This is a genomic window from Streptomyces cyaneofuscatus, assembly GCF_042718795.1.
Lineage (GTDB): Bacteria > Actinomycetota > Actinomycetes > Streptomycetales > Streptomycetaceae > Streptomyces > Streptomyces cyaneofuscatus_A.
In genome coordinates this window covers 62343-85860 of the sequence record NZ_JBHXOX010000004.1, presented here as the reverse complement: position 1 = coordinate 85860, position 23518 = coordinate 62343, and the positions used below count along the sequence as shown (strand labels likewise).

At 71.2% G+C, this 23518-nt stretch carries 24 protein-coding genes, 1 other RNA gene and 2 pseudogenes; 7 read left to right on the top strand and 20 right to left on the bottom strand.

Annotation, left to right across the window (positions count from 1 at the left end; all coding sequences use genetic code 11):
• Window positions 1-13: 13 nt before the first annotated feature.
• The gene (locus tag ACFWRT_RS05060) at window positions 14-895 is read right to left on the bottom strand and encodes a helix-turn-helix transcriptional regulator (RefSeq protein WP_380950801.1); all 882 of its coding nucleotides are present in this window, start codon (window positions 893-895) and stop codon (window positions 14-16) included.
• On the opposite strand from ACFWRT_RS05060, the gene ACFWRT_RS05055 reads away from it, so the two are divergent.
• Window positions 894-1358: a DUF2000 family protein gene (locus tag ACFWRT_RS05055; protein ID WP_380950802.1), complete on the top strand. Its 465-nt coding sequence runs from the start codon at window positions 894-896 to the stop codon at window positions 1356-1358. The two genes, ACFWRT_RS05060 and ACFWRT_RS05055, sit on opposite strands and share 2 nt — an antisense overlap.
• 114 nt (window positions 1359-1472) lie before the next feature.
• Here ACFWRT_RS05055 and ACFWRT_RS05050 read toward each other — a convergent pair whose 3' ends face one another.
• From ACFWRT_RS05050 to ACFWRT_RS05010, 9 genes are all read right to left on the bottom strand, one after another.
• On the bottom strand, window positions 1473-1754 hold the full coding sequence (locus tag ACFWRT_RS05050; protein WP_003968811.1) for an HU family DNA-binding protein: 282 nt from the start codon (window positions 1752-1754) through the stop codon (window positions 1473-1475).
• Window positions 1755-2149: 395 nt separating this feature from the next.
• Complete coding sequence (locus ACFWRT_RS05045; RefSeq protein ID WP_380950803.1) at window positions 2150-3586, bottom strand: NAD-dependent malic enzyme; 1437 nt, start codon at window positions 3584-3586, stop codon at window positions 2150-2152.
• A 448-nt stretch (window positions 3587-4034) separates the two neighbouring features.
• The gene (locus ACFWRT_RS05040; RefSeq protein ID WP_380950804.1) at window positions 4035-6407 is read right to left on the bottom strand and encodes a HelD family protein; all 2373 of its coding nucleotides are present in this window, start codon (window positions 6405-6407) and stop codon (window positions 4035-4037) included.
• A 134-nt stretch (window positions 6408-6541) separates the two neighbouring features.
• A complete protein-coding gene (locus ACFWRT_RS05035) occupies window positions 6542-7600 on the bottom strand; it encodes an anti-sigma factor family protein (RefSeq protein ID WP_380950805.1) in 1059 nt (352 codons plus the stop codon).
• Entirely contained in the window at window positions 7597-8184 is a 588-nt protein-coding gene (locus tag ACFWRT_RS05030) for a sigma-70 family RNA polymerase sigma factor (RefSeq protein WP_076966337.1), read from the bottom strand. Before ACFWRT_RS05030 ends, ACFWRT_RS05035 begins: the two co-directional genes overlap by 4 nt.
• 80 nt (window positions 8185-8264) lie before the next feature.
• The gene (locus ACFWRT_RS05025; protein WP_380950806.1) at window positions 8265-8909 is read right to left on the bottom strand and encodes a CGNR zinc finger domain-containing protein; all 645 of its coding nucleotides are present in this window, start codon (window positions 8907-8909) and stop codon (window positions 8265-8267) included.
• Window positions 8910-9184: 275 nt separating this feature from the next.
• A complete protein-coding gene (locus tag ACFWRT_RS05020) occupies window positions 9185-10327 on the bottom strand; it encodes a uroporphyrinogen-III synthase (protein ID WP_380950807.1) in 1143 nt (380 codons plus the stop codon).
• Window positions 10328-10476: 149 nt separating this feature from the next.
• A complete protein-coding gene (locus ACFWRT_RS05015) occupies window positions 10477-11808 on the bottom strand; it encodes a nitrate/nitrite transporter (protein WP_380950808.1) in 1332 nt (443 codons plus the stop codon).
• 246 nt (window positions 11809-12054) lie between these two features.
• Complete coding sequence (locus tag ACFWRT_RS05010) at window positions 12055-13026, bottom strand: LysR family transcriptional regulator (protein WP_380950809.1); 972 nt, start codon at window positions 13024-13026, stop codon at window positions 12055-12057.
• 117 nt (window positions 13027-13143) lie between these two features.
• On the opposite strand from ACFWRT_RS05010, the gene ACFWRT_RS05005 reads away from it, so the two are divergent.
• Window positions 13144-14454, top strand: coding sequence for an MFS transporter (locus ACFWRT_RS05005; protein ID WP_380950810.1), 1311 nt, complete (start codon window positions 13144-13146; stop codon window positions 14452-14454).
• On the opposite strand, the gene ACFWRT_RS05000 is transcribed toward ACFWRT_RS05005, so the two are convergent.
• From ACFWRT_RS05000 to ACFWRT_RS04985, 4 genes are all read right to left on the bottom strand, one after another.
• Window positions 14432-14779 (bottom strand): VOC family protein, encoded by a 348-nt coding sequence (locus ACFWRT_RS05000; protein ID WP_380950811.1) that lies wholly within the window; start codon window positions 14777-14779, stop codon window positions 14432-14434. The two genes, ACFWRT_RS05005 and ACFWRT_RS05000, sit on opposite strands and share 23 nt — an antisense overlap.
• Before the next feature lie 75 nt (window positions 14780-14854).
• Entirely contained in the window at window positions 14855-15064 is a 210-nt protein-coding gene (locus ACFWRT_RS04995; RefSeq protein WP_380950812.1) for a hypothetical protein, read from the bottom strand.
• A gap of 53 nt (window positions 15065-15117) precedes the next feature.
• Window positions 15118-15324, bottom strand: coding sequence for a hypothetical protein (locus tag ACFWRT_RS04990; protein ID WP_380950813.1), 207 nt, complete (start codon window positions 15322-15324; stop codon window positions 15118-15120).
• Between the two features lie 219 nt (window positions 15325-15543).
• Window positions 15544-15768 carry a hypothetical protein gene (locus ACFWRT_RS04985; protein WP_380950814.1) on the bottom strand — a complete coding sequence of 75 codons (225 nt, stop codon included), beginning with the start codon at window positions 15766-15768 and terminating at the stop codon, window positions 15544-15546.
• A 17-nt stretch (window positions 15769-15785) separates the two neighbouring features.
• On the opposite strand from ACFWRT_RS04985, the gene ACFWRT_RS04980 reads away from it, so the two are divergent.
• The 4 genes and pseudogenes from ACFWRT_RS04980 to ACFWRT_RS04965 form a co-directional block, all read left to right on the top strand.
• A complete protein-coding gene (locus ACFWRT_RS04980; protein ID WP_380950815.1) occupies window positions 15786-15995 on the top strand; it encodes a DUF397 domain-containing protein in 210 nt (69 codons plus the stop codon).
• A gap of 82 nt (window positions 15996-16077) precedes the next feature.
• A pseudogene (locus ACFWRT_RS04975) lies at window positions 16078-16309 on the top strand (GNAT family N-acetyltransferase); the annotation flags it as partial.
• 384 nt (window positions 16310-16693) lie between these two features.
• Window positions 16694-17965 (top strand): RNA-guided endonuclease InsQ/TnpB family protein, encoded by a 1272-nt coding sequence (locus ACFWRT_RS04970; RefSeq protein ID WP_380950816.1) that lies wholly within the window; start codon window positions 16694-16696, stop codon window positions 17963-17965.
• Window positions 17966-18019: 54 nt separating this feature from the next.
• A pseudogene (locus ACFWRT_RS04965) lies at window positions 18020-18277 on the top strand (GNAT family N-acetyltransferase); the annotation flags it as partial.
• A gap of 63 nt (window positions 18278-18340) precedes the next feature.
• On the opposite strand, the gene ssrA reads toward ACFWRT_RS04965, so the two are convergent.
• The 5 genes from ssrA to ftsE form a co-directional block, all read right to left on the bottom strand.
• Window positions 18341-18728: a transfer-messenger RNA gene (ssrA, locus tag ACFWRT_RS04960) on the bottom strand.
• Between the two features lie 98 nt (window positions 18729-18826).
• On the bottom strand, window positions 18827-19315 hold the full coding sequence (gene smpB / locus ACFWRT_RS04955) for an SsrA-binding protein SmpB (protein ID WP_380950817.1): 489 nt from the start codon (window positions 19313-19315) through the stop codon (window positions 18827-18829).
• Between the two features lie 18 nt (window positions 19316-19333).
• Window positions 19334-20533: a S41 family peptidase gene (locus tag ACFWRT_RS04950; RefSeq protein WP_380950818.1), complete on the bottom strand. Its 1200-nt coding sequence runs from the start codon at window positions 20531-20533 to the stop codon at window positions 19334-19336.
• 68 nt (window positions 20534-20601) lie between these two features.
• Window positions 20602-21522 (bottom strand): permease-like cell division protein FtsX, encoded by a 921-nt coding sequence (ftsX, locus tag ACFWRT_RS04945; protein WP_018512317.1) that lies wholly within the window; start codon window positions 21520-21522, stop codon window positions 20602-20604.
• 57 nt (window positions 21523-21579) lie between these two features.
• A complete protein-coding gene (gene ftsE, locus ACFWRT_RS04940) occupies window positions 21580-22269 on the bottom strand; it encodes a cell division ATP-binding protein FtsE (protein WP_015608884.1) in 690 nt (229 codons plus the stop codon).
• A gap of 282 nt (window positions 22270-22551) precedes the next feature.
• Here ftsE and ACFWRT_RS04935 point away from each other — a divergent pair, with 282 nt between their 5' ends.
• Window positions 22552-22752 (top strand): hypothetical protein, encoded by a 201-nt coding sequence (locus ACFWRT_RS04935; protein ID WP_161267314.1) that lies wholly within the window; start codon window positions 22552-22554, stop codon window positions 22750-22752.
• A gap of 193 nt (window positions 22753-22945) precedes the next feature.
• On the opposite strand, the gene ACFWRT_RS04930 is transcribed toward ACFWRT_RS04935, so the two are convergent.
• On the bottom strand, window positions 22946-23518 hold a 573-nt coding region (locus ACFWRT_RS04930; protein WP_381121228.1), incomplete at its 5' end, for an LPXTG cell wall anchor domain-containing protein.

Genomic DNA, 23518 nt, shown 5'->3' with positions numbered 1-23518 from the left:
GTGCCCCGGTCCCTCACAGGGACCGGGGCACCGTGCGTTCCCGGGAGCGCGCGTACCGCCCCGGGGTGGTCCCCGCGATCCGCTTGAAGTGCCGGGTGAGGTGGGACTGGTCGTGGAAGCCCACGGCGGCCGCCGCCTCACCGGGCGGCACCCCGTCGAGCAGCAGGCGGCGGGCCCGGTCGATCCGGCGGGCCGTCAGGTACTGGTGCGGCGCGATGGCGTACGCCGCGCTGAACGCCCGTACGAGATGGGCGGGGTGCGCGTGGAGCAGCCGGGCGGCCTCGGCCAGGGTGAGGCCCTCGCCCGGCCGCTCGGCCAGCCGCTCGTCCAGGAGGTCGCGCAGGTCCTGGGCGACGCCGGGTCCGGGCGGCGGGCCCGCCGGGGCCGTACGGGGGCGCAGGTGGCCCCGTAGCCGCTCGCCGATGAACGCCAGGCGGCTCTCCGCCTCGAAGGCGCCGCCCGGGTCCGCCAGGGCCGTGTGGAGGCGGCCGACGCGGCCGCGCAGGAGCGGGTCGGCGAGGTCGGGGGTGTCCACGGCGGGCCCGATGAGGCTCGCGTCGAGCTGCGTCATGTCCAGGTAGAGCACCCGTTTGCGGAAGCCTTCGGCGGTCGCGGGCGAACCGTTGTGCGGGACCTGCGGCGGCAGCAGGCTCACCGTGCCGCCCGGGGTGCCGCGCTCGTGGCGGTCCAGGTCGTAGCGGACGGCCCCGTCGTCGACGATCAGGAGCGTCCAGGCGTCGTGCACGTGCATGGGGTAGGCGTGCTCGGTGAAGCGGGCGTGGAAGACCTCCACGACGCCCGGGACCGCCGGACGCCAGGCCGAGACCTCCTGACGTGCCACCACGCATAGAACGTACAAGAAACGGCCGGGGGCGACCGGCCAGTCTCGGACCATGAGAAACACGCACGAGACCGGGAGCGGGACCACAGCCGACGGCGGGGCGCCCGTCCGCTTCGACACGAAGGTCGCGGTGCTGCTCCGCGACGACCTGGAGACCTGGCAGCGCCTGAACGTGACCGCCTTCCTGGTCAGCGGCCTGGGGACGGCGGCGCCCGAGGTGATCGGCGAGCCGTACGAGGACGCCGACGCCACCCCGTACCTCCCGATGATCCGGCAGCCCGTGCTGGTCTTCGAGGGGGCGAAGGAGACGCTGACCGCCGCGCACACCAAGGCGCTCTCGCGGTCGCTGACGACGGCCGTGTTCACCTCGGACCTGTTCGGTACGGGGAACGACCGGGACAACCGCGCGGCGGTGCGGGCGGTGGGGCGGGACGCGCTGGATCTGGTGGGGCTGCTCGTGTACGGGCCCCGTAACGCCGTGGACAAGGCCCTCAAGGGCGCGCGGATGCATCCCTGACCCCCGGGCGGCCCCTGCGGCGTACGAGCGCCTGAGCGGAGCGCATGTGCCCGTGGCATACGCGAGGGCGGCCACCCCTGGTCCGGGGTGACCGCCCTCCTTGCGCCTTTGGGGTTACTTGCCCTTGGCGGCTTCCTTGAGCTTCGAGCCCGCGGAGACCTTCACGCTGTAGCCGGCGGGGATGTTGATCGGGTCGCCGGTCTGCGGGTTGCGGGCGGTGCGAGCGGCACGGTGGGTGCGCTCGAAGGTCAGGAAGCCGGGGATGGTGACCTTCTCGTCGCCCTTGGCGACGATCTCACCGACGGTCTCGGCGAGCGCGGCCAGCACGGCGTCGGCGTCCTTGCGAGTCACCTCGGCGCGGTCGGCCAGGGCGGCCACCAGCTCACTGCGGTTCATGTTGTTACTCCCGTGTTCTTCTTGCCTGTGAGGCGTGAGATCGAAGCCGATGCTGCCAGGGCCCTCTGACAGTCCCCGGACCCGGGTCTGATGTCAGACCCTCGCGCCCGATTACGCATCCTGCCCCCACCTGCGGCGGGAAAGCCAATCCGGAACCCTTCAGGGTCAACGAAAAGCGCCACTGTCTGCTCGTGGTGACGTTCCGTCGGCTTCCCTTAGCGGTCCGCAGCGGATGCCGGGCCCTGCGGGGCCCACTGCCCGCCCACCCTAAAGGGGCGTTTGGGGCGCCGCGACCCGCGACGCGCCGTACGGCGCGGGCGGGTGCGGCCCGGGGTGTTTCGCGCGTACCCCTGATGGACCCCGCGAAACCGGGTGGCCCGGGTGGCCCGGGTGGCCTAGACGGCGTCGGAGGGTGCCGCCCCGGTGCCCGCGGCGGCCTTGGCGGCCGCGCGGACGGCTCCGGCGACCGCGCCGGCCACCTTGTCGTTGAAGACGGAGGGGATGATGTAGTTCGCGTTGACCTCGTCCTCGGCGACCACGTCGGCGAGGGCTCCGGCGGCGGCGAGCATCATCTCCGTGTTGACGGTGCGGGACTGAGCGTCCAGCAGACCGCGGAAGACACCCGGGAAGACCAGCACGTTGTTGATCTGGTTGGGGAAGTCGGAGCGGCCGGTGGCGACGACGGCGGCGGTCTCGCGGGCGATCGCCGGGTCCACCTCGGGGTCCGGGTTCGCGAGCGCGAACACGATCGCACCGTCCGCCATCGCCGCGACGTCGGCGCCGTCCAGGACGTTCGGGGCGGAGACGCCGATGAAGACGTCGGCGCCGACGACGGCCTCCTTGAGGGTGCCGGTGACGCCCTCCGGGTTGGTGTTGTCGGCGATCCAGCAGAGCGGCGACTCGGGGTCGGCGGCGACCAGGTCCTCGCGTCCGGAGTGGACGACGCCGTGGATATCGGCGACCACGGCGTGCTTGACACCGGCGGCGATCAGCAGCTTCAGGATGGCCGTACCGGCGGCTCCGGCACCGGACATGACGACCCGTACGTCCCCGATGCTCTTGCCCACCACGCGCAGGGCGTTGGTCAGGGCGGCCAGGACGACGATGGCGGTGCCGTGCTGGTCGTCGTGGAAGACGGGGATGTCCAGGGCCTCGCGCAGCCGGGCCTCGATCTCGAAGCAGCGGGGCGCCGAGATGTCCTCCAGGTTGATGCCCGCGAAGCCGGGGGCGATCGCCTTGACGATCTCGACGATCGCGTCGGTGTCCTGGGTGTCCAGGCAGATCGGCCAGGCGTCGATGCCGGCGAAGCGCTTGAAGAGGGCCGCCTTGCCCTCCATGACGGGCAGCGCGGCCATCGGGCCGATGTTGCCGAGGCCGAGCACCGCGGAGCCGTCCGTCACGACTGCGACGGAGTTGCGCTTGATGGTGAGGCGGCGGGCGTCCTCGGGGTTCTCGGCGATGGCCATGCAGACCCGGGCGACCCCCGGGGTGTAGATCATCGAGAGGTCGTCACGGTTGCGGATGGGGTGCTTGGACGCCATCTCGATCTTGCCGCCGAGGTGCATGAGGAACGTACGGTCGGAGACCTTGCCCAGCACGACGCCCTCGATGCCGCGCAGACCTTCGACGATCTCGTCCGCGTGCGAGGTGGAGGAAGCGGCGATCGTGACGTCGATCCGGAGCTTCTCGTGGCCCGACGCGGTGACGTCGAGGCCGGTGACCGACCCTCCGGAGGACTCGACCGCGGTGGTGAGGTGGGAGACCGCGGTGCCACTCGCGGGCACCTCCAGCCTGACCGTCATCGAGTACGAGACGCTGGGCGCCGTTGCCATGGCCGAGTCCTTCACTTTCCTCAAGCTTCATTGCTTCGTATCCGGAACGCTCGTTCCGGTCACGCTTCCCGATCGTCGCACCTACCGACTGGTAGCCGGTAATGAGCATCTTCTTTCGGAAAGTGTTTTCCACCATACGAGAAGTCACCCGTTCGGCGGAACCCCCAAGGGCCCTCGAGAGTCCTCAGGAGTCCTCCAGGAGTCCTCAAGAGTCCCGTAAACAAGAACAGACCCGCGCCACCATCAGGTGACGCGGGTCTGTCTTCTTCAGTCAGGTGGCACCGACCCGCCATGCTCGCCTCGCGGCAAGTGGTCGCTCGAAGCGACGAAGGTTGGGCCCGGGGGCTTGGATCGAGCCGGTGCCAGTACCACGGTAACAAAGACCCCGGAAAAGTGATTCCCGTACGACGGGCCGACCTGATCCCGTCGTACGGGCGGCAGGTCCGGATCACTCCCGCAGCAGGTCAGGTACCCCGTCCCCGTCCGGCATGTCCCGCTCCCCCGACACCACCGTGAGCTGCTGCGTGGCCCTCGTCAGCGCCACGTACAGCACCCGCAGCCCGGCCGGGGACTCGTCCGCGATCTCCGCCGGGGAGACCACCACCGTGGCGTCGTACTCCAGGCCCTTCGCCTCCAGGCTGCCCAGCGCCACCACCCGCTCCCCCAGCTCCGCGAGCCACTCGCGGGCCTCGGCCCGCCGGTCCATCGCCACGACCACGCCGACCGTGCCGTCCACCTCCGCCAGCAGCCGGCGCGCCTCCTCGCGGACCGTGCCGGCCAGGTCGCCGCCCTCCACCGGCACGAAGCGCGGCACCACCCCGGTCGAGCGGACCGCCGACGGGGACTCCATGCCGGGCATGGCGAGCGCCAGCACCTTCGCGGCCAGCTCCGCGATCTCGGCCGGGTTGCGGTAGTTGACGGTGAGGGTGAAGCGGCGGCGCGGGCGGGAGCCGAGCGCCTCGTCCCGGGCCGCGGACGCCTCGTCCGGGTCGGACCAGGAGGACTGCGCCGGGTCGCCGACGATGGTCCAGGTGGCGTGGCGGCCCCGGCGGCCCACCATCCGCCACTGCATGGGGGTGAGGTCCTGCGCCTCGTCGACGATGACGTGCGCGTACTCCGTGCGCTCCGCCGCGAGCCGCTCGGCCCGCTCCCACTGGGTCTCCTCGCGCTGCGGCATCAGCTCCTCCAGGCCGGAGAGGTGGTCCAGCGGGTCCGCCTCGCGCTTCCGCTTCGGCCGGACCACGGTGCCCAGCAGGGCCTGGAGCTCGTCCAGCAGCGCCACGTCGTGGACGGAGAGCGGACCGGAGCCATCCGCGCCCAGCCGCTTCAGGGAGCGGGCCAGCCGGCGCACCTCGCCCTGGTTGAGGATGCGCCGGGACCAGCGGGCCAGCCGCTTGTCGTCAGCCATCGCGGCCAGCACCCGGCGCGGGGTCAGCTCGGGCCACCAGGCGTTCAGGAACTCCAGGAACGGCGTCTCGGTGGAGACGTCCTCGTCGAAGGACGAGCGGAGCTCGGCCACCAACTGCGGGTCGGTGTAGCGGCCGCGCCCGGAGGACTTGCTCCACAGGGCGTCCAGCAGCAGCTTGCGGGCGCGCGGGCGCAGCAGGTTGACGGGGGCGGTGCCGCTGAGCACGTTGTGCCGGATGCGCTGGAGCTCGTCGGCCTCCAGCTCGATGCGGGCACCGAAGGCCACGACGCGCAGCCGGGTCGGGGTGGCCCCGGTGTCCCTCTGCGCCGGCTCCTCGCCGAAGGAGAGCTGGCCACCGCCGCTCGGCGGCTTCGGCGTCTCCAGCGCGCCCCGGGCCGCCTTGCGCAGCACGTGGAGCATCCGCGAGGAGCCCTTGATCCGGGCGATCGCCGGTTCGTCGTACACGGTGGCGCCCGCCACACCGGCCGCGTCGTCGGAGAGCGAGCCGATCGCGCGGATCGCGACCTGGCCCTCCTCACCGAGCGAGGGCAGCACGCCTTCGGTGTACGCGACCAGGAGCGGCGTCGGCGAGACGATCAGGATGCCGCCCGCGTACCGCCGCCGGTCCTGGTAGAGGAGGTAGGCGGCCCGGTGCAGGGCGACGGCCGTCTTGCCGGTGCCGGGGCCGCCGGTGACCTCGGTGACGGAGGCGGCGGGGGCCCGGATCACCAGGTCCTGCTCGGCCTGGATGGAGGCGACGATGTCCCGCATGGTGTGGCTGCGGGCCTGGCCGAGGGCGGCCATCAGGGCGCCGTCGCCGATCACCGGCAGCTTCTCGCCGTCCAGATACGCCGTCAGTTCCGGGCGCATCAGGTCGTCCTCGACCCCGAGGACCTTGCGGCCCTTGGAGCGGATGACCCGGCGGCGTACGACGCGGCCCGGCTCCTTCGGGGTGGAGCGGTAGAACGGGGCGGCCGCCGGGGCCCGCCAGTCGATCACCAGCGGCGCGTAGTCGGAGTCCAGGACCCCGATCCGACCGATGTGGAGCGTCTCGGCGATGTCGGCGACGGCGTCCTCCCGTACGGCGTCGTCGGCCGGTTCGACGGAGGTGTACGCGCCGTCCGGGCCGCGCTCACCGTCCTTGCCGAGGAGCAGGTCGATCCGCCCGAAGAGGAAGTCCTCGAACTCGTTGTTCAGCCGGTTGAGGTGGACGCCCGCCCGGAAGACCTGGGCGTCCCGTTCGGCGAGGGCGCCGGGCGTGCCGACCTGCCCGCGTTTGACGGCGTCGTGCATGAGAAATTCCGCCTCGTCGATCTTCTCTTCGAGACGGTGGTAAACGCGGTCCAGATGATCCTGCTCGACACCGATTTCCCGGTCCCGCAGCGAATCGACAGCGGCATCCTGCGCGGCCACCGAGGCCCCCTTCTGACGTGCATCGGGCAGCCGTCAACCCTATGCGAAGGGGGGCCCGGGCGCACCTGCCGTCCACCGTTACGCGTGTTGCGATTACGCGTCGGAAGGCTGCGCGTCCGGGCGGCCGGGTCCGCTCAGGCGCCGATCTCCACCAGTCGCTCCCCGTCGAACGTCCGCACCTCGAACCGGTCGATGTCCTCACGGGCCATCGCGGCGCCGCCGTGCACGTACAGCGGGTTCTTCGCCGACTCGTGCGTCGAGCCCTCGATGCCGTACCCCCACTGCGGGACGGACCAGGAGGTGACGACCTCCTCCTCCCCCGTCTTGGAGACGGCGACGAGCGTGCACTTCTGCGGACCCTTGACGTTCTTCAGCTCCAGGACCGTGTGGGTGCCCCACGCCTTCTCCTCCATCCCGACCGTCGCGCCGACCCGGGTGGTGGGGTCGGTCGCCGTCACCTTCTCCGTCATGTGCTGGAAGAAGGCGTCCTCGGCCGGGCTGGTGGGGTGCGGGTCCGCGATGGCGACGCTGCGGCCGCCCTCGTCGCCCGCCGTGACGGCGACGGCCGCGACCGGCCCGCCGATGATCAGGGCGGCCGCCGCCGCGATCAGATACCTGCTCCGCTTCGTCCGCCGGTGCCGCCGGTGCGCGACCTCGTCCATCAGCCCGCCGAGCACCTTGGGCGCGGGCCGCTCGGGAACGTGCGGTACGGGACGGGCCCCGGGCGCGGCCGCCGGCGCCTCGGCCAGCATCGCGAGCATGGGCTCCATCCCGGCGAACTCGTCCAGATGCGCGGAGCATTGGGCGCAGCCCGCGAGGTGGGCCTCGAAGGCGCTCGCCTGGTCGTCGTCCAGGATGCCCAGGACATAGGCGGCGGCCGCGTCGTGCTCGCCGCCCTCGTGCTCACCGCCGAACGACGGCCCGGGGCCGGTGGGGTGCCCGGGGGCAGCGGAATACCCCGGGCCGGTGGGCTGCCCGGGGCCGGTCCCGTAGCCGTGGCCTTGGCCGGTGCCGTGGCCGGTCCCGTAGCCCTGGCCTTGGCTATGGCCCTGACCCTGGCCGGAGAGGTACGCGGGCCCTGAGGGGTGTGCAGGACCCGCGGGATAGGGGGAGTGCGGGGGGTGCGAGGGACCGGTGGGCCTGCGGAGTCCCGGAGGCCGGGACCCGAACGGCTGCCACTGCTGGTCGCTCATGCCGTGATCCCCCTCTCTTCGAGTGCGAGCTTCATCGAGCGGAGTGCGTAGAAGACCCGGGACCGCACCGTGCCGCTGGGGATGCCGAGCACCTCGGCCGCCTCGTTCACCGTACGTCCCCTGAAGTAGGTCTCGACCAATGCTTCCCGGTGCGCGGGCGTCAAATCGTCGAGCGCGTCCGACAGCGTCATCAGCCACAGCGCCTTGTCGATCTCGTCCTCCGCGGGAATGACCTCCAGCGGCGACGGATCGACCTCGCGCGGCCGGGCCTGCCGGCTGCGGTGGCCGTCGATGACGATGCGCCGGGCGACCGTCACCAGCCAGGGGCGGACGGAGCCGGTGGCCCGGTTGAGCCGGCCGGCGTTCTTCCAGGCACGGATGAGCGTCTCCTGCACCACGTCCTCGGCCCGTTGGCGGTCGCCCGCCACGAGCCGGAGGACGTACGCGAGCAGCGGCCCGGCGTGTTCGCGGTAGAGCGCCCGCATCAGCTCCTCGTCCGGTATTCCGTCCGGAGGCGTGGGCGGCTCACTGCGATGTCGAGCCCTGTGCGGACGGTCATCGGCCACGGCCGCATCCTTGCGCACCCGAACCTCCTGGTCGAGACCCTGAATGGAGCTCTTCGGGGAGGGATACGGGGTCGGGCGGCGGATCATTCAACGTCGCTTCATATTTCTTTCGCGGAGATCCTCCGGCGCCGGTGCCGGGCGACCCGTTCGCGGTTGCCGCAGACCTCGCCGGAGCACCAGCGGCGCCGGCCCCCGCGCGAGGTGTCCAGGTAGAGCCGGTGGCACGCCCCGCCCGCGCAGCGGCGCAGCGCTCCCCGCGCCACCGGGTCGGTGAGCAGGTCCACCGCGTCCCGCGCCACGACCGCGAGGAGCCCCGCGCAGCCGGGTTCGGCGCTCAGGGTCCGCACCAGCGCCCCGCCCTCGCCGCGCACCGCGCGCGGTCCCGGCGGCGCCTCTGCCGCAAGGGAGTTGACCCGATCCAGGGCGTTTCCACCGCCTAAGTCGGGGAGTTGGGCTGTCGCCGGGCCAACAATGCCGCCTGCCAAGGCCATTTGGGCCGACATCAGCCGGTCCACGTCGGCCCGCAGCTCACGGAACCGGGTCAGCCAGGTGGCGTCCAGCGCGCTCAGGGCCGTGCCCGGCGGGACGAGCCGGGCGGCGGTCAGCCAGTCGGCGAGCCGCCCCGGTCCGTCGAGCTGTTCCCGGGCGCGGGGCGTCCCGCCCGCGGGCCCGGTGGCCACCAGGTCGAGACAGATCCGGCCGGAGTCGAACCGCCACACGTACGCGCCCCTGCCCGCCGCCATGCGCCTGTCACCGCCTCGGGGTCACCGGTCGGATGCCACCCTCCAGAGTGCCCCCGGCGGGGCCCGGCCGTAACCCCCGCTACCGTCACGGCATGAACGATCACGGGGCAACGACGCACGGGGGAACACCTGGGCCAGGTGTCACGCTCGCCGCCGGCCCGCCGCTGATGCGCCCCTGGCGCGAGGAGGACGTACCGGCACTGCCGCCATCTACATGTGCACGAGGCGCCGTTGAGGCCATTGACGCCGTTGACGCCTGACAGCACGGCCCTCACTCAGTGCGCGCCCGGTGTGTCCCCGGTCGGGTCCAGCGACAGCCGGTAGCCGCGTTTGACCACGGTCTGGATCAGCCTCGGCGCCCCCAGCGCGGAGCGCAGCCGGGCCATCGCCGTCTCCACCGCGTGCTCGTCGGTGCCGCTGCCGGGCAGCGCCCGCAGCAGGTCCGCGCGGGCCACCACCCAGCCGGGGCGGCGGGCCAGGGTGTGCAGGAGGGCCATGCCCGCGGGCGGCACCGCGCGCAGTTCATCGTCGACCAGCACCGCGTGGCCACGGATCTCGACGCGGTGGCCGGCGATGGGCAGGACCCGGGCGGTGGTGGGGAGTTGGGCGCAGACGAGCTGGACGAGGGGGCCCAGGCGGAAGCGTTCGGGCTGGACGGTGGGGATGCCACGGGCCTGGAGCGGGAGGGCGGTGACCGGTCCGACGCAGGCGGCCAGGACGTCGTCGCGCAGGGCGCCCAGGATCTCCGGGAGCAGCCCGCGCACCTCAGCCCGGCCCAGGAACGAGGCGGCGGCGGGGGCGCTGGTGAAGGTGACGGCGTCCAGGGCGCGGGCGGCGGTGGCGTCGAGCATCCGGTCGAGCGGGGCGATGTCCTGCGGCGGCATCCAGCGGTAGACGGGGACACCGACGACCTCGGCACCCGCCGCCTGGAGGGACTCGATGAAGCCGGGGAGCGGTTCGCCGTGGAGCTGGAGGGCGATGCGGCGGCCCTCGACGCCTTCACCGAGGAGCCGGTCGAGGACTTCGGCCATCGATTCGGACCCGGGTGACCAGGCCTCGGTCAGCCCGGCGGCCCGGACCGCGCCCTTGACCTTGGGGCCCCTGGCGAGGAGTTCGACCCCGCGCAGCCGCTCCAGGAGCGCGTCGCCGATGCCCCAGCCGTCGGCGGCCTCCACCCAGCCCCGGAAGCCGATCGCGGTGGTGGCGACCACCACGTCGGGGGCGTGGTCGATCAACTCCTTCGTCGCGTGCAGGAGTTCGCTGTCGTCGGCGAGCGGGACGATCCGCAGGGCGGGGGCGTGCTGGACGGCGGCGCCGCGCCGCTTGAGGAGGGTGGCGAGCTCCTCGGCGCGGCGGGCGGCGGTCACTCCGACCGTGAACCCCGCGAGGGGGCCGTGGGTGGTGTCGTCGTCCTGCATGGCGTGTCCCCGGCTTCTGTGTCCCGCTGTTACGCGGTCCCGCTGTTACGCGACGGTGCGGAGGCCCGAGACTGCCAACGGTGCGTGACAGGCTCGGTTCCCCCGCATTTCCCTGCCGTTACGTCGCCCGTGGCCCGGCGGTCGTCTCTCTACACCTCTGCGTAACCGACCTGGGCCTTCGAGGGCACGGGCGCGGGGCGGCGAAGGTATACCACCCAGGTGAGGGCGGAGCAGGCGGCGTAGAAGGCGAGGAAGGACCAGAAGGCGGCGGTGCCGGTGCCGGAGGTCTGGAAGGACTGACGGAACGCGAGGTTGATCGCGAGGCCGCCGAGCGCGCCGACGGCCCCGATGAAGCCCATGGCGGCGCCGGAGAGCCGCCGTCCGTGAGCGGCGGCCGCCTCGCCGTCGAGCCCCTTCTCGATGGCCTGGGCGTGGAAGATGCCGGGGATCATCTTGTACGTCGATCCGTTGCCGAGCCCCGTCAGGACGAAGAGCGCGGTGAAGCCGACGAGGAAGACGGGCAGGGACGCGGTGGCGGAGGCGTGGATGACGACCGTGGTGGCGGCGCCCATCGCGGCGAAGGCGGCCAGCGTGATCCGGGCGCCGCCGTGCCGGTCGGCGAGGCGGCCGCCGAAGGGCCGGATCAGGGAGCCGAGCAGCGGGCCCATGAAGGTGAGCGAGGCGGCCTGGAGCGGGGTGCGGCCGAACTGCGTCTGGAGGACCAGGCCGAAGGCGAAGCTGTAGCCGATGAACGAGCCGAACGTGCCGATGTAGAGCATCGACATGATCCAGGTGTGCGGGTCCCGGACCGCCTCCTTGGCCGCCCCGGTGTCGTTGCGTACGGGCCGGAGGTTGTCCATGTACAGCGCGGCGCAGACGGCGGCCACCACGATGAGCGGGATGTAGACGCCGAGCACGAGGCGGGGGTGGGCCGCGCCCAGGGTGCCGATGACGAGGAGGCCGATGAGCTGGACGACGGGGACGCCGATGTTGCCGCCGCCCGCGTTGAGGCCGAGCGCCCAGCCCTTCTCGCGGAGCGGGAAGAAGGCGTTGATGTTGGTCATCGAGGAGGCGAAGTTGCCGCCGCCGATCCCGGTGAGCGCGGCGACCGCCACGAACGTGCCGTACGAGGTACCCGGTTCCATCACCCAGAAGGCGGCGAGCGTCGGGGCGAGCAGGCTGACCGCGGTGAAGATGGTCCAGTTACGGCCGCCGAAGCGGGCGACGGCGAAGGTGTACGGCACCCGGACCAGCGCCCCGACCAGGGTGGCGGTGGAGATCAGGAAGAACTTCCCGGCCGGGTCGACGCCGTACTCCGGTCCCATGAACAGGACCATCACCGACCAGAGCGTCCAGACGGAGAATCCGATGTGCTCGGAGAGCACGGAGAACCACAGGTTGCGGCGGGCGACGCGCTCGCCCTTCTCCCTCCAGAACGTCCCGTCCTCCGGCTCCCAGGTCTCGATCCAGCGGCCTGCCATCACGCGCCTCCACAGGGGGGTCGGGGTGGTGTCCCCGTCGCTGCGGGGTGTCGTCCCGACGCTAGGGAGCGCGCGTTTCGGAGGAGTGCCGTGAGGTGACCGGTGGGCAACCTTGCTCTCACCGGGGCGGAGGCGGCCCGGTGAGATGCGCCGCTACGGAACCGCCTGACGCATCAGCGCCCATGACACGTCAGCGCCGTTGAGTTGATACGTCAGCGCCGTTGATACGTCAGCGCCGTTGATACGTCAGCGCCCTTGCCGCATCAGCGCAAGATCCCTCTCCGGCAGCCAGGCGCCGGGCGGAGGTGCGAGCCAGCCCTGGGCCGTACCCAACCGGTCCGATGCCGTACGCAGCGCGTCCACTCCGGGGTGGTTCAGGCCTTTACGCCAGACCAGCATCAGCGGCGACAGCGGAACGGGATCGACGAGCGGGCGGAGCACGGTCCCCGGCAGCGGGGGAAAGTCCGTCACCGCGAGTACGGGGTGTCCGCCCTTCGCCATGACCCGCTGGAATTCGGCCACCCCCACGGCGAGCGGCACGGGCGGGGCCATCGCGATCCCCCAGGCGGCGAAGAGCAGCGCCGCCAGCTCCGTCCACTCCCTCGTCCGCTCGTTGCCCGCCCCCGCGTAGACGGTCGTCCCGGACAGCTCGGCCAGGGGGATGGCCGCGCGTCCGGCGAGGGGGTGGGAGGCGGGCAGCATCAGGGCCATCGGCTCGTACCGCACCGGCTGTACGGAGAGCCCGGCACGCACCGCGGGGGCCAGCCCGGCGGCCCGGCCGAAGGAGACGTCGAGCCGCCCGGCCAGGATCTCGGAGGCGGCCCAGGTGAGCCCGGACTCGAATCGGGCCATCAGCTCGCACTCCGGGGCGATCTCCCGGGCCCGTGCCAGCACCCGGGCGGCGGTCATCCCGTCCGTGTTCAGGTCGACCAGCAGCGGCCGGGCGGACCCGCCGCCGAAGGCTCCGGCGAGTTCGGCGTGGGCGTCGAGGACCCGGCGGGCGTACGGCAGCAGCCGCTCGCCGTCCGGGGTGAGCGCGACCTGCCGGGTGGTGCGGACGAACAGCTCCGCGCCGAGCTCGCGCTCCAGTCGGCGGATGTCCCGGCTCAGCGCCTGCTGGGCGACGAAGAGCCGGGCGGCGGCCCGGGTGAAGTGCAGCTCCTCGGCGACGGCGAGAAAGGCACGGAGGAGCCGGGGGTCGGTGTCGGGGGCGGGCACACGGCGAATCTACAACGCGGGCTCCACGGCGCGGCGGGCGATTCACAACAGCAGTGCGTGAATGGGCCCGCAGAAGGTGTTGGACCGGGGCGGCCGGGCGCGGCGAGGCTGGACCCCATGCCGAAATCCCCTGCCACCCGCACGCTCCCTTCCTCCACCCCGCTGCTCACCGTCGCCGGCGGCCACCTGGTCGCGGCCCCGCGCGACGCGCCGGAGCGCGTACGGAGGAAGCGGCCCGCCTCCCCCAACCCCTACCTCCGGCTGCTCGCCACCCCCGGCGCCCGCGCCTTCACCGCGGGGAACCTCATCGCCCGGCTCCCCATGGGGATGCTCAGCGTCAGCGCGGTCATCATGATCGCCGGGTCCCGGGGCTCGTACGCGCTCGCCGGGGCCGTCACCGCGACGGGCCTCGCCGCGACGGCCGTCGTCGCGCCCTTCACCGCCCGGCTGGTGGACCGCTACGGGCAGGCCAGGATCGCGGTGCCCGCGACCGCCCTCGCCGTGCTCGGCTCCCTCGCGCTGGTGCTCTGCGTACGGTACGACGCCCCGGCCTGGACGCTCTTCGTGGCGTACGCCGCCACCGCGACCACCCCCAACACCGGCGGGATGTCCCGGGCCCGCTGGGCGCACCTGCACCGGGGCGACCCGGCGGCCCTGCACACCGCGAACTCCTTCGAGCAGGCGGCCGACGAGCTCTGCTTCATGCTCGGCCCGGTCATCGCGGCGGTGCTCTGCGGGGCGCTGTTCCCGGAGGCGGGCACGCTGGTGGGCGCGTTCCTGCTGATGACCGGGGTCCTGATCTTCGCCGCCCAGCGCGCGACGGAACCGCCGCCGACCCCGCGTACGCGCACGGCCGTCTCCCCGCTCCGCACGCCGGGGATGCCCGCGCTGCTGGCGGTCTTCCTCGCCACCGGGGCGGTGTTCGGGGCGCTGGAGGTCGTCTCCATCGCCCATGCCGGGGGTGCGATCCTGGCGCTCCAGGCGGCGGGGTCCTGCGCGGCCGGGCTGCTCTACGGCTCGCTGCGGCCCGCCCGCGACGTCCGCCGCAGGCTGCTGCTCTGCCTGGCCGCGATGACCGCGCTGATGTCCCTGCCGCTGCTCGCCACCACCTCGACCGCTTCCCTGCCGGTCCTGGCGCTCTGCCTGCTGCTGGCGGGCGCGGCCACCGCCCCCACCATGGTCACGGGCATGACGCTGGTCCAACGCGCTACCCCACCGGGCCAGTTGAACGAGGGCATGACGCTCTCGGTGACCGCCCTGCTGGGCGGGGTGGCGGCGGGCGCGGCGACGGGCGGCTGGCTGGTGGAGCACGCGGGTACGGTCTCCGGCTACGCCGCTCCGACGGGCGCGGCGGCCCTGGCGCTGGTCATCGCGGCGGCGGGGACAGCACTGCGGCGGCAGGGTGTCAGCGGTGGCTCAGCACGTTGACCACACGGCCGTTGGGGTCGCGGACCATGAACCGCCGCACCCCCCACTCCTCGTCCTGCAACGGATGGACGATCTCCGCCCCGCTCTCCCGCACGACCGCGTACGCCGCGTCCACGTCGTCGACCTCCACGCTCAGATCGGGCGTGACAGGGGCCGTGGCGTCGCTGGTGACGATGCTGATCTGTGCCGACGGGCTGGACGGCGGGGCGAGCGTCATGATCCAGCCGTGGTTCATGACTTCCTCGAAGCCGAGCAGGCCGTAGAACTCCCGGCTCTCCTGCACGGCTTCGGACTGGACGAGGGGCATGACGCGGCGAACGGTCATCGGGACTCCCGGTGAGGCGGACAGAGATCCAGGCATGCCCACGCCTACCAGAACGCGCCCCCGGAGACCGGCATTTCAGGCCCGTTGCCGGATCCACGCGGCCAGTTCACGGACGAGTTCGGCCGAAGCGCCGCCGAGGTGGACCAGGGCCCCGTCGGTGATGGTGGGGATGGCGCCGTAGAGGGAGGGCAGGGAGAAGCCCGCCAGTTTCAGCGCCTCGGCGAGGTCGTGGGCCGCCTGGTTGCCCTCCACGAGGGCGGCGGCGTACTGCGGTCGGAGAAGCATGGGGGATCAGCCTTTCGACGGTAAAAGGGTTACGTGGGAGGCAAGTTGCCCCCTCACAAGCCGCGTGGGGGCGCCGAGAGCACGAAGCCCAGCTCCCCAGCGGCGTCCACGACGAGCGACATGAGCTGAGCGGTGGTGGGCGCCTCGCGCCGCTCCCCGTGCGGGCCGAAGAGCAGGACGTACGCGGCCGGCTCTCCCCGGATCAGCGGCACTCGGAGCCCCGGGGTCGTGCCCGGCGCCGGTCCGGACCTGTCTGTCACGGGGCTCCTCCAGAGCGCGGGGCCCTCCGACCGCAGGCACGCCGGGCTGCGGCTGCGGCTGCGGCACGGAGAGGACGAAATAGGTGGCCTTGCCGTACGGCAGAGGACGTACGCCCCAGTCGTCGGCGAGGCTCTCCACCAGGAGCAGTCCGCGCCCCGAGGTGGCGTTCAGGTCGCCGCGCCGCACGACCGGGAAGCCCTTCCCCTGGTCAACGACGGTCACGTGAACGTGGTTGAGGACCGCGCACAAGTCACGCGGCAGAAGGGGCTGCCGGTGGCATGCAGGACGGCGTTGGTGACGAGTTCGCTCACGAGAAGCTCGGCGGTCTCCGAGAGCTCGTCACCGAACCCCCAGCCCGCCATCACCCCGCGCACAGATTTCCTAGCCACCCGGACGGACCCTTCGACGGCGGGAAAGGTAAGGGTCGGCTCTTCGCTGGACACCAGAGTTCACCTGCATCATGACCAGCGCCACCCCCACCGTCGTCGGCCCGTTCGTCAAGGCCACCGCAAGCGGCCAGCAGGATGCGTGCGTGGAGGTGGCCCCCCTCTCCGACGGCGGCCGGGCAGTCCGCGACAGCAAGGACCAGCACGGCGGCCGGCTCCACTTCACCCCCGCCCAGTGGGCCGCTTTCACCGACAGCGTGAAGAGCGACGCGTACGGGAGCTGACTCGGACGCAACACCAGCACACAGGGCCGGGCCGCATGGGATGACCGCTGCGGCCCGGCCCGCTCATGGGGCAGGGCGGGGGATGTCGAGCTACGAGACCAATGGCGTTCCATCTGGAGACCGAGCGGCTGATACTGCGGCCGTGGGCGGAGTCGGACGCGGCGGAATTCAGCGCCCTCCTCTCCGAACGCGGCGACGAGACGTACACGGTCGAGCACGGCCGCGAAAGGATCGCGAAACTGCTCTCCGCGACCGGGACCACGGGAATCGCCCTGCTGCCCATCCAGCGCCGGGCCGAGGGCGACTTCATCGGCTGCCGGGCTTGACTGCGGCGCATCGGGCTTCAGCCCGATGGTGAGGTGCTTCTGAGAAGTGCTCTGACCCGCAGGCCACAGCGGATGGGTTTACTGCTCGATGTAGTACTGCTTCACGAGGCTCAGCGGTGCTCCGCCCGCCGACCCGACGAAGTAGGTGCCAGGCCAGGTGTGTCGGCCCCGTGGTAGTGCTGGACGAGGTCGCGGAACTCCTTGCGGAGCCCGCGGAGTCGAGTGCCGGTCGACGGCTACCTCATGCGGAGATGTCCGCTCCTTCACTTCATTCGAATAAGTGTTCTCAGATGCTCTCGTGGGCGTGAACGTCTGATACGCCAGCGGCAGTTGTCGTGTTCCCTGAGTACGTTGAGCGATATGAAGGCGGACATGGGGCGCAAGTACCGTGCGTACCCCACCCAGGAGCAGGAGTCGGTCCTGACCGGGTGGGGGCACACCGGGCGCGCTCTGTGGAACGTCGCCCTGGAACAGCGGGTGTACCTGTGGGAGCAGCGTGGCTACACGCTGCGCTCCGTCGAACAGTGCAAGCACCTCACTACGGCCCGCGCCGAGCTGGACTGGGTGGGAGACCTGCCCGCACAGGCCGGACAGCAGATCCTTCGCCGTCTTGACGCCGCGTACGACAATTTCTGGAACCCGGATCACCCGGCGAGGTTCCCGGCGCGGAAGAAGCGCGGCCACCGTCTGTCCGTCCCGTTTCCAGGGCAGGCCGTCGAGGTCCGCAAGCTCAACCGCAAGTGGGCCGAGGCGCGCATCCCGAAGCTGGGACGGCTCCGGTTCCGGTTGTCCCGTGCCCTCGGGGGGACGATCCGCAACGCCACCATCTCGCGGGACGGCAACGGCTGGCACATCTCCTTCGGCATCCACACCGGCCGCACGCCGGACGCCCCGAACGGCAAGCCCGGCTGCGGCGTGGACTTCGGCGTCTCCGCATCCGCCTATGTCTCCACCGAGTCCGCACCGCGCCTCATGCCGCCGTCACTGACGGAAAGCGAGCGGAAACGGCTCAAGCACCTGGAACAGAGGAAGGCCCGCCAGCTCACGTACGCCAAGAAGCACAACGGAGGGAAGTACAGCCGCCGCCTGCGCAAGACGATCACGGGCATCGGCAAGCTCAGGACCAGGCAGGCCAACCGGCGTCAGGACTTCACGCACAAGCTCACCACCGACCTCGCCAAAAACCAAGGCTGGATCGGCACCGAGGACCTGCGCGTGAAGAACATGACGGCTTCCGCCAAGGGCACCGTCGACAAGCCGGGCAAGAACGTCCGCCAGAAGGCCGGACTCAACCGGTCGATCCTGGACAACACCCCCGGCGAACGACGACGCCAGCTCGTATACAAGGCCCGCCTGTACGGCTCCGAACTGCGGGTCGTACCACCGTTCCACACCTCCCAGACCTGCGCCGCCTGCGGCCGGGTCGACCCCGAATCCCGCAAGGGATGCGGACGGCTGTTCGCCTGTGTCCACTGCGGACACGAGGACGATGCCGACCACAACGCCTCGGTAGAGATCGAGGCCCGTGCCCGCCGGACCGGTGGCGCGGTTACCAACAGCACGCGCAGCGTCCACAGGGCGCGAGTCCCGGCCACCGGCCGGAGGCGGATGCGTGAAGCCCCGAAGCCCGCTCACGCGAGCTGAAGGGAATCGCCCTTACTTATGGGGGCGAGGATGGTCAATGCGGGCTGGTCATCGGTCGGCCGCTCCACCCTGGAGGAGCCCGAGAACGCGTACGAGCTGTTCCGGCACGCGCACGGGCGCGGTTACGCCACCGAGGCGGCCCGCGCGGTGCTCGGTGCCGCCGGCGCGACCGGGCGGAAGCGGCTCTGGTCCACGGTTGCCTCCTGGAACACGCCCTCGCTCCGCGTCCTGGAGAAGATCGGGTTCGCGCAGGACCGCGTTTCCATGGAAGGCGCCAAAGAAGTGGTGTGGCTCAGGCGCTCGCTGACCTGAAGAACGACATGAAAAAGCCGTTGCCCCGCGAGCGAACTCGCGGGGCAACGGCCTACATGGGAATTGTGGAGATGGCGGGAATCGAACCCGCGTCCAACGGTGCGGAACCAGGGCTTCTCCGAGTGCAGTTCGCTACGCTTTTCTCGGCCCCGGAGGTCACGCGAACAAGCCTCCGACAGGCCCAGCCACTGTTTGATTTCCTTCTGGGCCCCGTGGCCGGGCCTAGAAGTTTAGATCCCTAGTTGATGCCAGGATCCGGGTCGGGATCACCCCCGGGCTGACACTCCGCAGAGTCTTCGCTTAGCTGCTAATTAGGCAGCGAGGGCGAAGGCGGAGGAATCGCGCTTGGAATTGGCGATTATTGTTTGCGACATATGGTTTACGAGATCATTGCCGCTTCCTCGACTCGCTTCCCCTGCTTCGACATCCGCTGTCGAAACCGATCATCCCCATGTTGATTTTTCAAAACGCGCACCTTCGCTGAGGTGCACGGCCCATCGTACGTGACCAACGCCGGACGATGCCAGCGTATTCCCCCGCAGGGGCCCCTCAGGCGCTGCGCTGCCGCCGGCGGGCCGCCGAGATCGCGCGGTTCGTCTCCCTCGTGTCCTGCTTCTCGCGGAGCGTCTGGCGCTTGTCGTACTCCTTCTTGCCCTTCGCCAGCGCGATCTCGACCTTCACCCGGCCGTCCTTGAAGTACAGGGCGAGCGGCACGATCGTGTGGCCGGTCTCCGAGGACTTGGACTCCAGCTTGTCGATCTCGGCGCGGTGGAGGAGCAGCTTGCGCTTGCGCTTGGCCGCGTGGTTGGTCCAGGTCCCCTGGACGTACTCCGGCACGTGGATGTTGTGCAGCCACGCCTCGTGGTCGTCGATCTGGACGAACCCGTCAACCAGGGAGGCCCGGCCCATGCGCAGCGACTTCACCTCGGTGCCCATGAGGACGAGGCCGCACTCGTAGGTGTCGAGGATGGTGTAGTCGTGCCGCGCCTTCTTGTTCTGCGCGATCATCTTGCGCCCGGTGTCTTTTTCCTTAGCCATAGTGCGGTCATTTTCGCACTACGACCCACCCCCGAGGCCACTCAATACCGTCTGGGCCCGCTGCTGGGCCCGCTCGCCCGCCACCAGGTCCGGTGTGATGCCCCGGCCCTCGACGCTCCGGCCCGCCGGAGTGCGGTAGTGGCCCACGGTCAGCTCGGCCACCGAACCGCCCGGCAGCTCGCTCGGCATCTGCACCGAGCCCTTGCCGAAGGTGCGCGAGCCGACGGTGACCGCGCGGCCGCGGTCCTGGAGGGCGCCGGTCAGCAGTTCGGCCGCGCTCATCGTGCCGCCGTCGACCAGGACCACCACGGGCCGATCGGTGTCGCCGCCCGGGTCGGCGTACAGGGCCTGCTCCTCCCCGCGTACGTCGTACGTGGCGACCAGGCCGCCGTCCAGGAAGGCGGAGGCGGCGGTGACGGCCTCGGTGACCAGGCCGCCGGAGTTGGCACGGAGGTCCAGGAGTATCCCGGCGTCCCCGGGCGCCCCGCGGACCGCGTCCCGTACCTCCTGGCCGGTCCCCTTGGTGAAGGCGGCGACCTTGACGAGGAGCGCCGCGGAGGGGCCGGTGCCCAGACGGCTCACGGTGACCGCCTCGGGGGTCAGCCGGGCTCGCTCCAGGGTCTGCGTGGTGGGTTCTCCGTCCCGTACGACACCGAGGACGACTCGGGTGCCCTCCTCGGCCCCCGTACCGTCACCGCGCAGTAAGGCGACCACCTCGGGGACGGGGCGCTTGTCGACCCGGCGGCCGTCGATCGTGCGGAGCAGGTCGCCCTCGCGGATGCCGGCCCGGTCGGCGGGGCCCCCGGGCTGGACCCGGGAGACGGCGACGCCCCCCTTCGCGGTGCGGCGGGCGGAGAGGCCGACGCCCAGGTACGAGCCGTCCAGGGCCTGCTCGAACTCCTCGTACTCCCGCTCGTCGTAGACCGCGCCCCAGCGGTCCCCGCTGCGGCTGACGACCTCCCCGGCGGCGTCCTTCACGGACTTCCCGTCGGCCTCGGCCCGCGCCGCCGCGTCCTCGATCTCCTCGCGGATCTCCTCGCGGTCGACCGGGGCGTGGCGGGAGGCGACCGTACGGGCCGGGAGTTCGGGTACGGGGTCGGGGTCCTGCGGCAGCGAACCGGTTGCCGCGCCGGTGGCGAGGACACACCCGAAGACCAAAGTCAGGGTCACCCCGCGGCAGAGGCCGCGGGGCCGGAAGCGGTGCGAACAACCCGACATGGCGCCGAGTCTAGGACAAGCCTCCTGGGGCGCACGGGCAGTTGACCGCGCGCCCCAGGAGGCATAAGTCATACCTTCAGATACTTGCGCAGCGCGAAGAGAGCGGCGACGGCCGGCATCAGCAGGCCGATCGCGAGCACCAGCGGAAGCTTGGTGAGGACCGCGTCCCAGCCGATGAAGTTGATCAGGTTCAGCTTCTCCTGGAGCGCGAGTCCGCCGTCGATCAGGAAGTACCGGCCGCCGAGCAGCATCGCGCAGGCCAGCAGACCGCCGATCAGGCCGGCGACGGCCGCCTCCATGATGAAGGGGGCCTGGATGTAGAAGCCGGAGGCCCCTACCAGGCGCATGATGCCTGTTTCACGTCTCCGGCTGAACGCGGAGACGCGCACGGTGTTGACGATCAGGATCAGCGCGATGACGAGCATCAGGATCATCACGTAGATCGCGACGACGTTCATGCCGTTCATCAGCTCGAAGAGGTTGTCCAGGATGGACCGCTGGTCCTGGACGGACTGCACCCCGTCCCGCCCCGCGAAGGCCGTCGCGACGACCTTGTACTTCTGCGGGTCCTTCAGTTTGACGCGGAACGACTCCTGCATCTGGTCGGGCGTGATGTTGCCCGCCATCGGGGAGTCGCCGAACTGCTCCTGGTAGTGCTTGTACGCCTCGTCGACCGTCTCGAAGTGGACCGGCTTCTGCACGGCCTCCATCTTCTCGAGGTCGGCCTTGATCTGGGCCTTCTGCTCCGCCGTGACCGCGCCCTTCGCACACTTGGGCATGTCCTTGGCGTCGTTCTTGTTGCAGAGGAAGATCGAGACGTTGACCTTGTCGTACCAGTAGTCCTTCATCGTGCTGACCTGTTCGCGCATCAGCAGCGCGCCCCCGAACAGGGCGAGCGAGAGGGCGACGGAGACCACGACGGCGAAGGTCATCGTGAGGTTGCGACGGAGACCGACGCCGATCTCCGACAGGACGAACTGGGCGCGCATGGCGTCCTTTCAGTACTCGATGCTCGACATGCACGAGGGGCCCGGGGGCACCCTCGGTCAGTGCTGGTAGCCGTAGACGCCGCGTGCCTGGTCGCGCACGAGACGGCCCGATTCGAGCTCGATGACGCGCTTGCGCATCTGGTCGACGATGTTCTGGTCGTGGGTCGCCATGATCACGGTGGTGCCGGTCCGGTTGATCCGGTCCAGCAGCTTCATGATGCCGACGGAGGTCTGCGGGTCGAGGTTGCCGGTCGGCTCGTCCGCGATCAGCAGCATCGGGCGGTTGACGAAGGCCCGGGCGATCGCCACCCGCTGCTGCTCACCACCGGAGAGCTCGCCGGGCATCCGCTCCTCCTTGCCGCCGAGGCCGACGAGGTCGAGCACCTGGGGCACGGCCTTGCGGATCTCACCGCGCGGCTTGCCGATGACCTCCTGGGCGAAGGCCACGTTCTGCGCGACGGTCTTGTTGGGCAGCAGGCGGAAGTCCTGGAAGACCGTCCCCAGCTGGCGGCGCATCTGCGGCACCTTCCAGTTGGAGAGCCGCGCGAGGTCCTTGCCGAGCACATGGACCATGCCCGTGCTGGCGCGCTCCTCGCGCAGGATCAGCCGCATGAAGGTCGACTTGCCGGAGCCGGAGGAGCCCACCAGGAAGACGAACTCACCCTTCTCGATGTCCAGCGAGACATCACGCAGAGCCGGTCGGGTCTGCTTCGGGTAGGTCTTGGAGACGTTGTCGAATCGGATCACGGATGCACCATGGTCGGCCGGGAGTAGGTGAGCGTGACCATACGCGAACCGGGCTCACGCGTGCAGGCGGCGTCCGGCAATGGGCGATTTATGGTGGATCGCCGTACGGAACGCATCGGGGCGGAACGTCCCTTGTCCGGCCTTTGTCCGGCCCTTGTCCGGCGGGCCGCGCCGAAAACGGCGGGAGCTGGCACAGTGGTGGGGGGAACGGTTGCGTTTCCCGGAGCGTTGTGCGGAGAGAGAAGCAGTCAGCGGCTCCGCCGCGCGGGAGGAGGAATGCGCATGACCTACGACCGACTGGTGTGCGCGAACTGCGCGGCCCCCGTGAGCGAGGGACGCTGCCGCGTCTGCCGTGCCGTCCGGCAGCAGATGCTGGAGGAGCAGGGGCAGGGCCCGCTGGCCGGGATGAATCCGGCCATGCTGATCGCGCTGATGGTCGTGCTGCTCGCGGCGCTGGCGCTGGTGGCCCACCAGACCGCCTGAGCCGCCCTCGGACCCGGTGAGAAGGGCCGCCGCGCCTTGAGGGGCGCCTCAGAACGTCCGCGTGCGGCCGCCGGAGCGGTTCGCACGCGTAGAAGGGCCCGGGAGGCGTTGTACGGCCTCCCGGGCCCTTCACTGTGCCGTGCCGGACCGTGTACGGGGCTCAGGTGCGCCCGTACGCGGTCCTCAGCGGGTCCTAGGCGACCGTACGGGCGCCGCCGACCAGACGCGGCAGGATGCGGAAGCCGATGCCGCCGGCGATCATCGTCGCGGCACCGATGACCAGGAAGGTGGTCTCGGCCGCACCGGTCTCGGCGAGCTCTTCCTTGCCCTTGCTCTGCTCGACCGGCTGGTTGCCGACGCTGTTGGGGCCGGTGTTGTCGTCGCACTCGACGACCCCGGACTCGACGGTGCAGGCGTCGTCGCCACCGGTCGCAGAGCCGGTGGTGCCGGCGCCGTCGGTGGTGGAACCGGTGGTGCCGGTGGTGGCTTCACCGGTCGTCGCCTCACCCGTGGTGGCTTCACCCGTGGTGGCCTCACCGGTCGTGGCCTCACCCGTGGTGGCCTCACCCGTGGTGGCTTCACCCGTCGTGGCCTCGCCCGTGGTCGCCTCACCGGTCGTGGCCTCGCCCGTGGTCGCCTCACCGGTCGTGGCCTCGCCCGTGGTGGCCTCGCCCGTCGTGGCCTCGCCCGTGGTGGCCTCACCCGTGGTCGCCTCACCGGTCGTGGCCTCCCCCGTGGTGGCCTCACCCGTGGTGGCCTCACCCGC

Bases quoted from the DNA above. Each gene is read 5' to 3' on its own strand.
- ACFWRT_RS05055 (WP_380950802.1), top strand. From the start codon at position 894: ATGAGAAACACGCACGAGACCGGGAGCGGGACCACAGCCGACGGCGGG.
- ACFWRT_RS05060 (WP_380950801.1), bottom strand. From the start codon at position 895: ATGGTCCGAGACTGGCCGGTCGCCCCCGGCCGTTTCTTGTACGTTCTA.
- ACFWRT_RS05050 (WP_003968811.1), bottom strand. From the start codon at position 1,754: ATGAACCGCAGTGAGCTGGTGGCCGCCCTGGCCGACCGCGCCGAGGTG.
- ACFWRT_RS05045 (WP_380950803.1), bottom strand. From the start codon at position 3,586: ATGGCAACGGCGCCCAGCGTCTCGTACTCGATGACGGTCAGGCTGGAG.
- ACFWRT_RS05035 (WP_380950805.1), bottom strand. From the start codon at position 7,600: ATGAGCGACCAGCAGTGGCAGCCGTTCGGGTCCCGGCCTCCGGGACTC.
- ACFWRT_RS05025 (WP_380950806.1), bottom strand. From the start codon at position 8,909: ATGGCGGCGGGCAGGGGCGCGTACGTGTGGCGGTTCGACTCCGGCCGG.
- ACFWRT_RS05020 (WP_380950807.1), bottom strand. From the start codon at position 10,327: ATGCAGGACGACGACACCACCCACGGCCCCCTCGCGGGGTTCACGGTC.
- ACFWRT_RS05015 (WP_380950808.1), bottom strand. From the start codon at position 11,808: ATGGCAGGCCGCTGGATCGAGACCTGGGAGCCGGAGGACGGGACGTTC.
- ACFWRT_RS05005 (WP_380950810.1), top strand. From the start codon at position 13,144: ATGCCGAAATCCCCTGCCACCCGCACGCTCCCTTCCTCCACCCCGCTG.
- ACFWRT_RS05000 (WP_380950811.1), bottom strand. From the start codon at position 14,779: ATGACCGTTCGCCGCGTCATGCCCCTCGTCCAGTCCGAAGCCGTGCAG.
- ACFWRT_RS04995 (WP_380950812.1), bottom strand. From the start codon at position 15,064: ATGCTTCTCCGACCGCAGTACGCCGCCGCCCTCGTGGAGGGCAACCAG.
- ACFWRT_RS04980 (WP_380950815.1), top strand. From the start codon at position 15,786: ATGACCAGCGCCACCCCCACCGTCGTCGGCCCGTTCGTCAAGGCCACC.
- ACFWRT_RS04970 (WP_380950816.1), top strand. From the start codon at position 16,694: ATGGGGCGCAAGTACCGTGCGTACCCCACCCAGGAGCAGGAGTCGGTC.
- smpB (WP_380950817.1), bottom strand. From the start codon at position 19,315: ATGGCTAAGGAAAAAGACACCGGGCGCAAGATGATCGCGCAGAACAAG.
- ACFWRT_RS04950 (WP_380950818.1), bottom strand. From the start codon at position 20,533: ATGTCGGGTTGTTCGCACCGCTTCCGGCCCCGCGGCCTCTGCCGCGGG.
- ftsX (WP_018512317.1), bottom strand. From the start codon at position 21,522: ATGCGCGCCCAGTTCGTCCTGTCGGAGATCGGCGTCGGTCTCCGTCGC.
- ACFWRT_RS04935 (WP_161267314.1), top strand. From the start codon at position 22,552: ATGACCTACGACCGACTGGTGTGCGCGAACTGCGCGGCCCCCGTGAGC.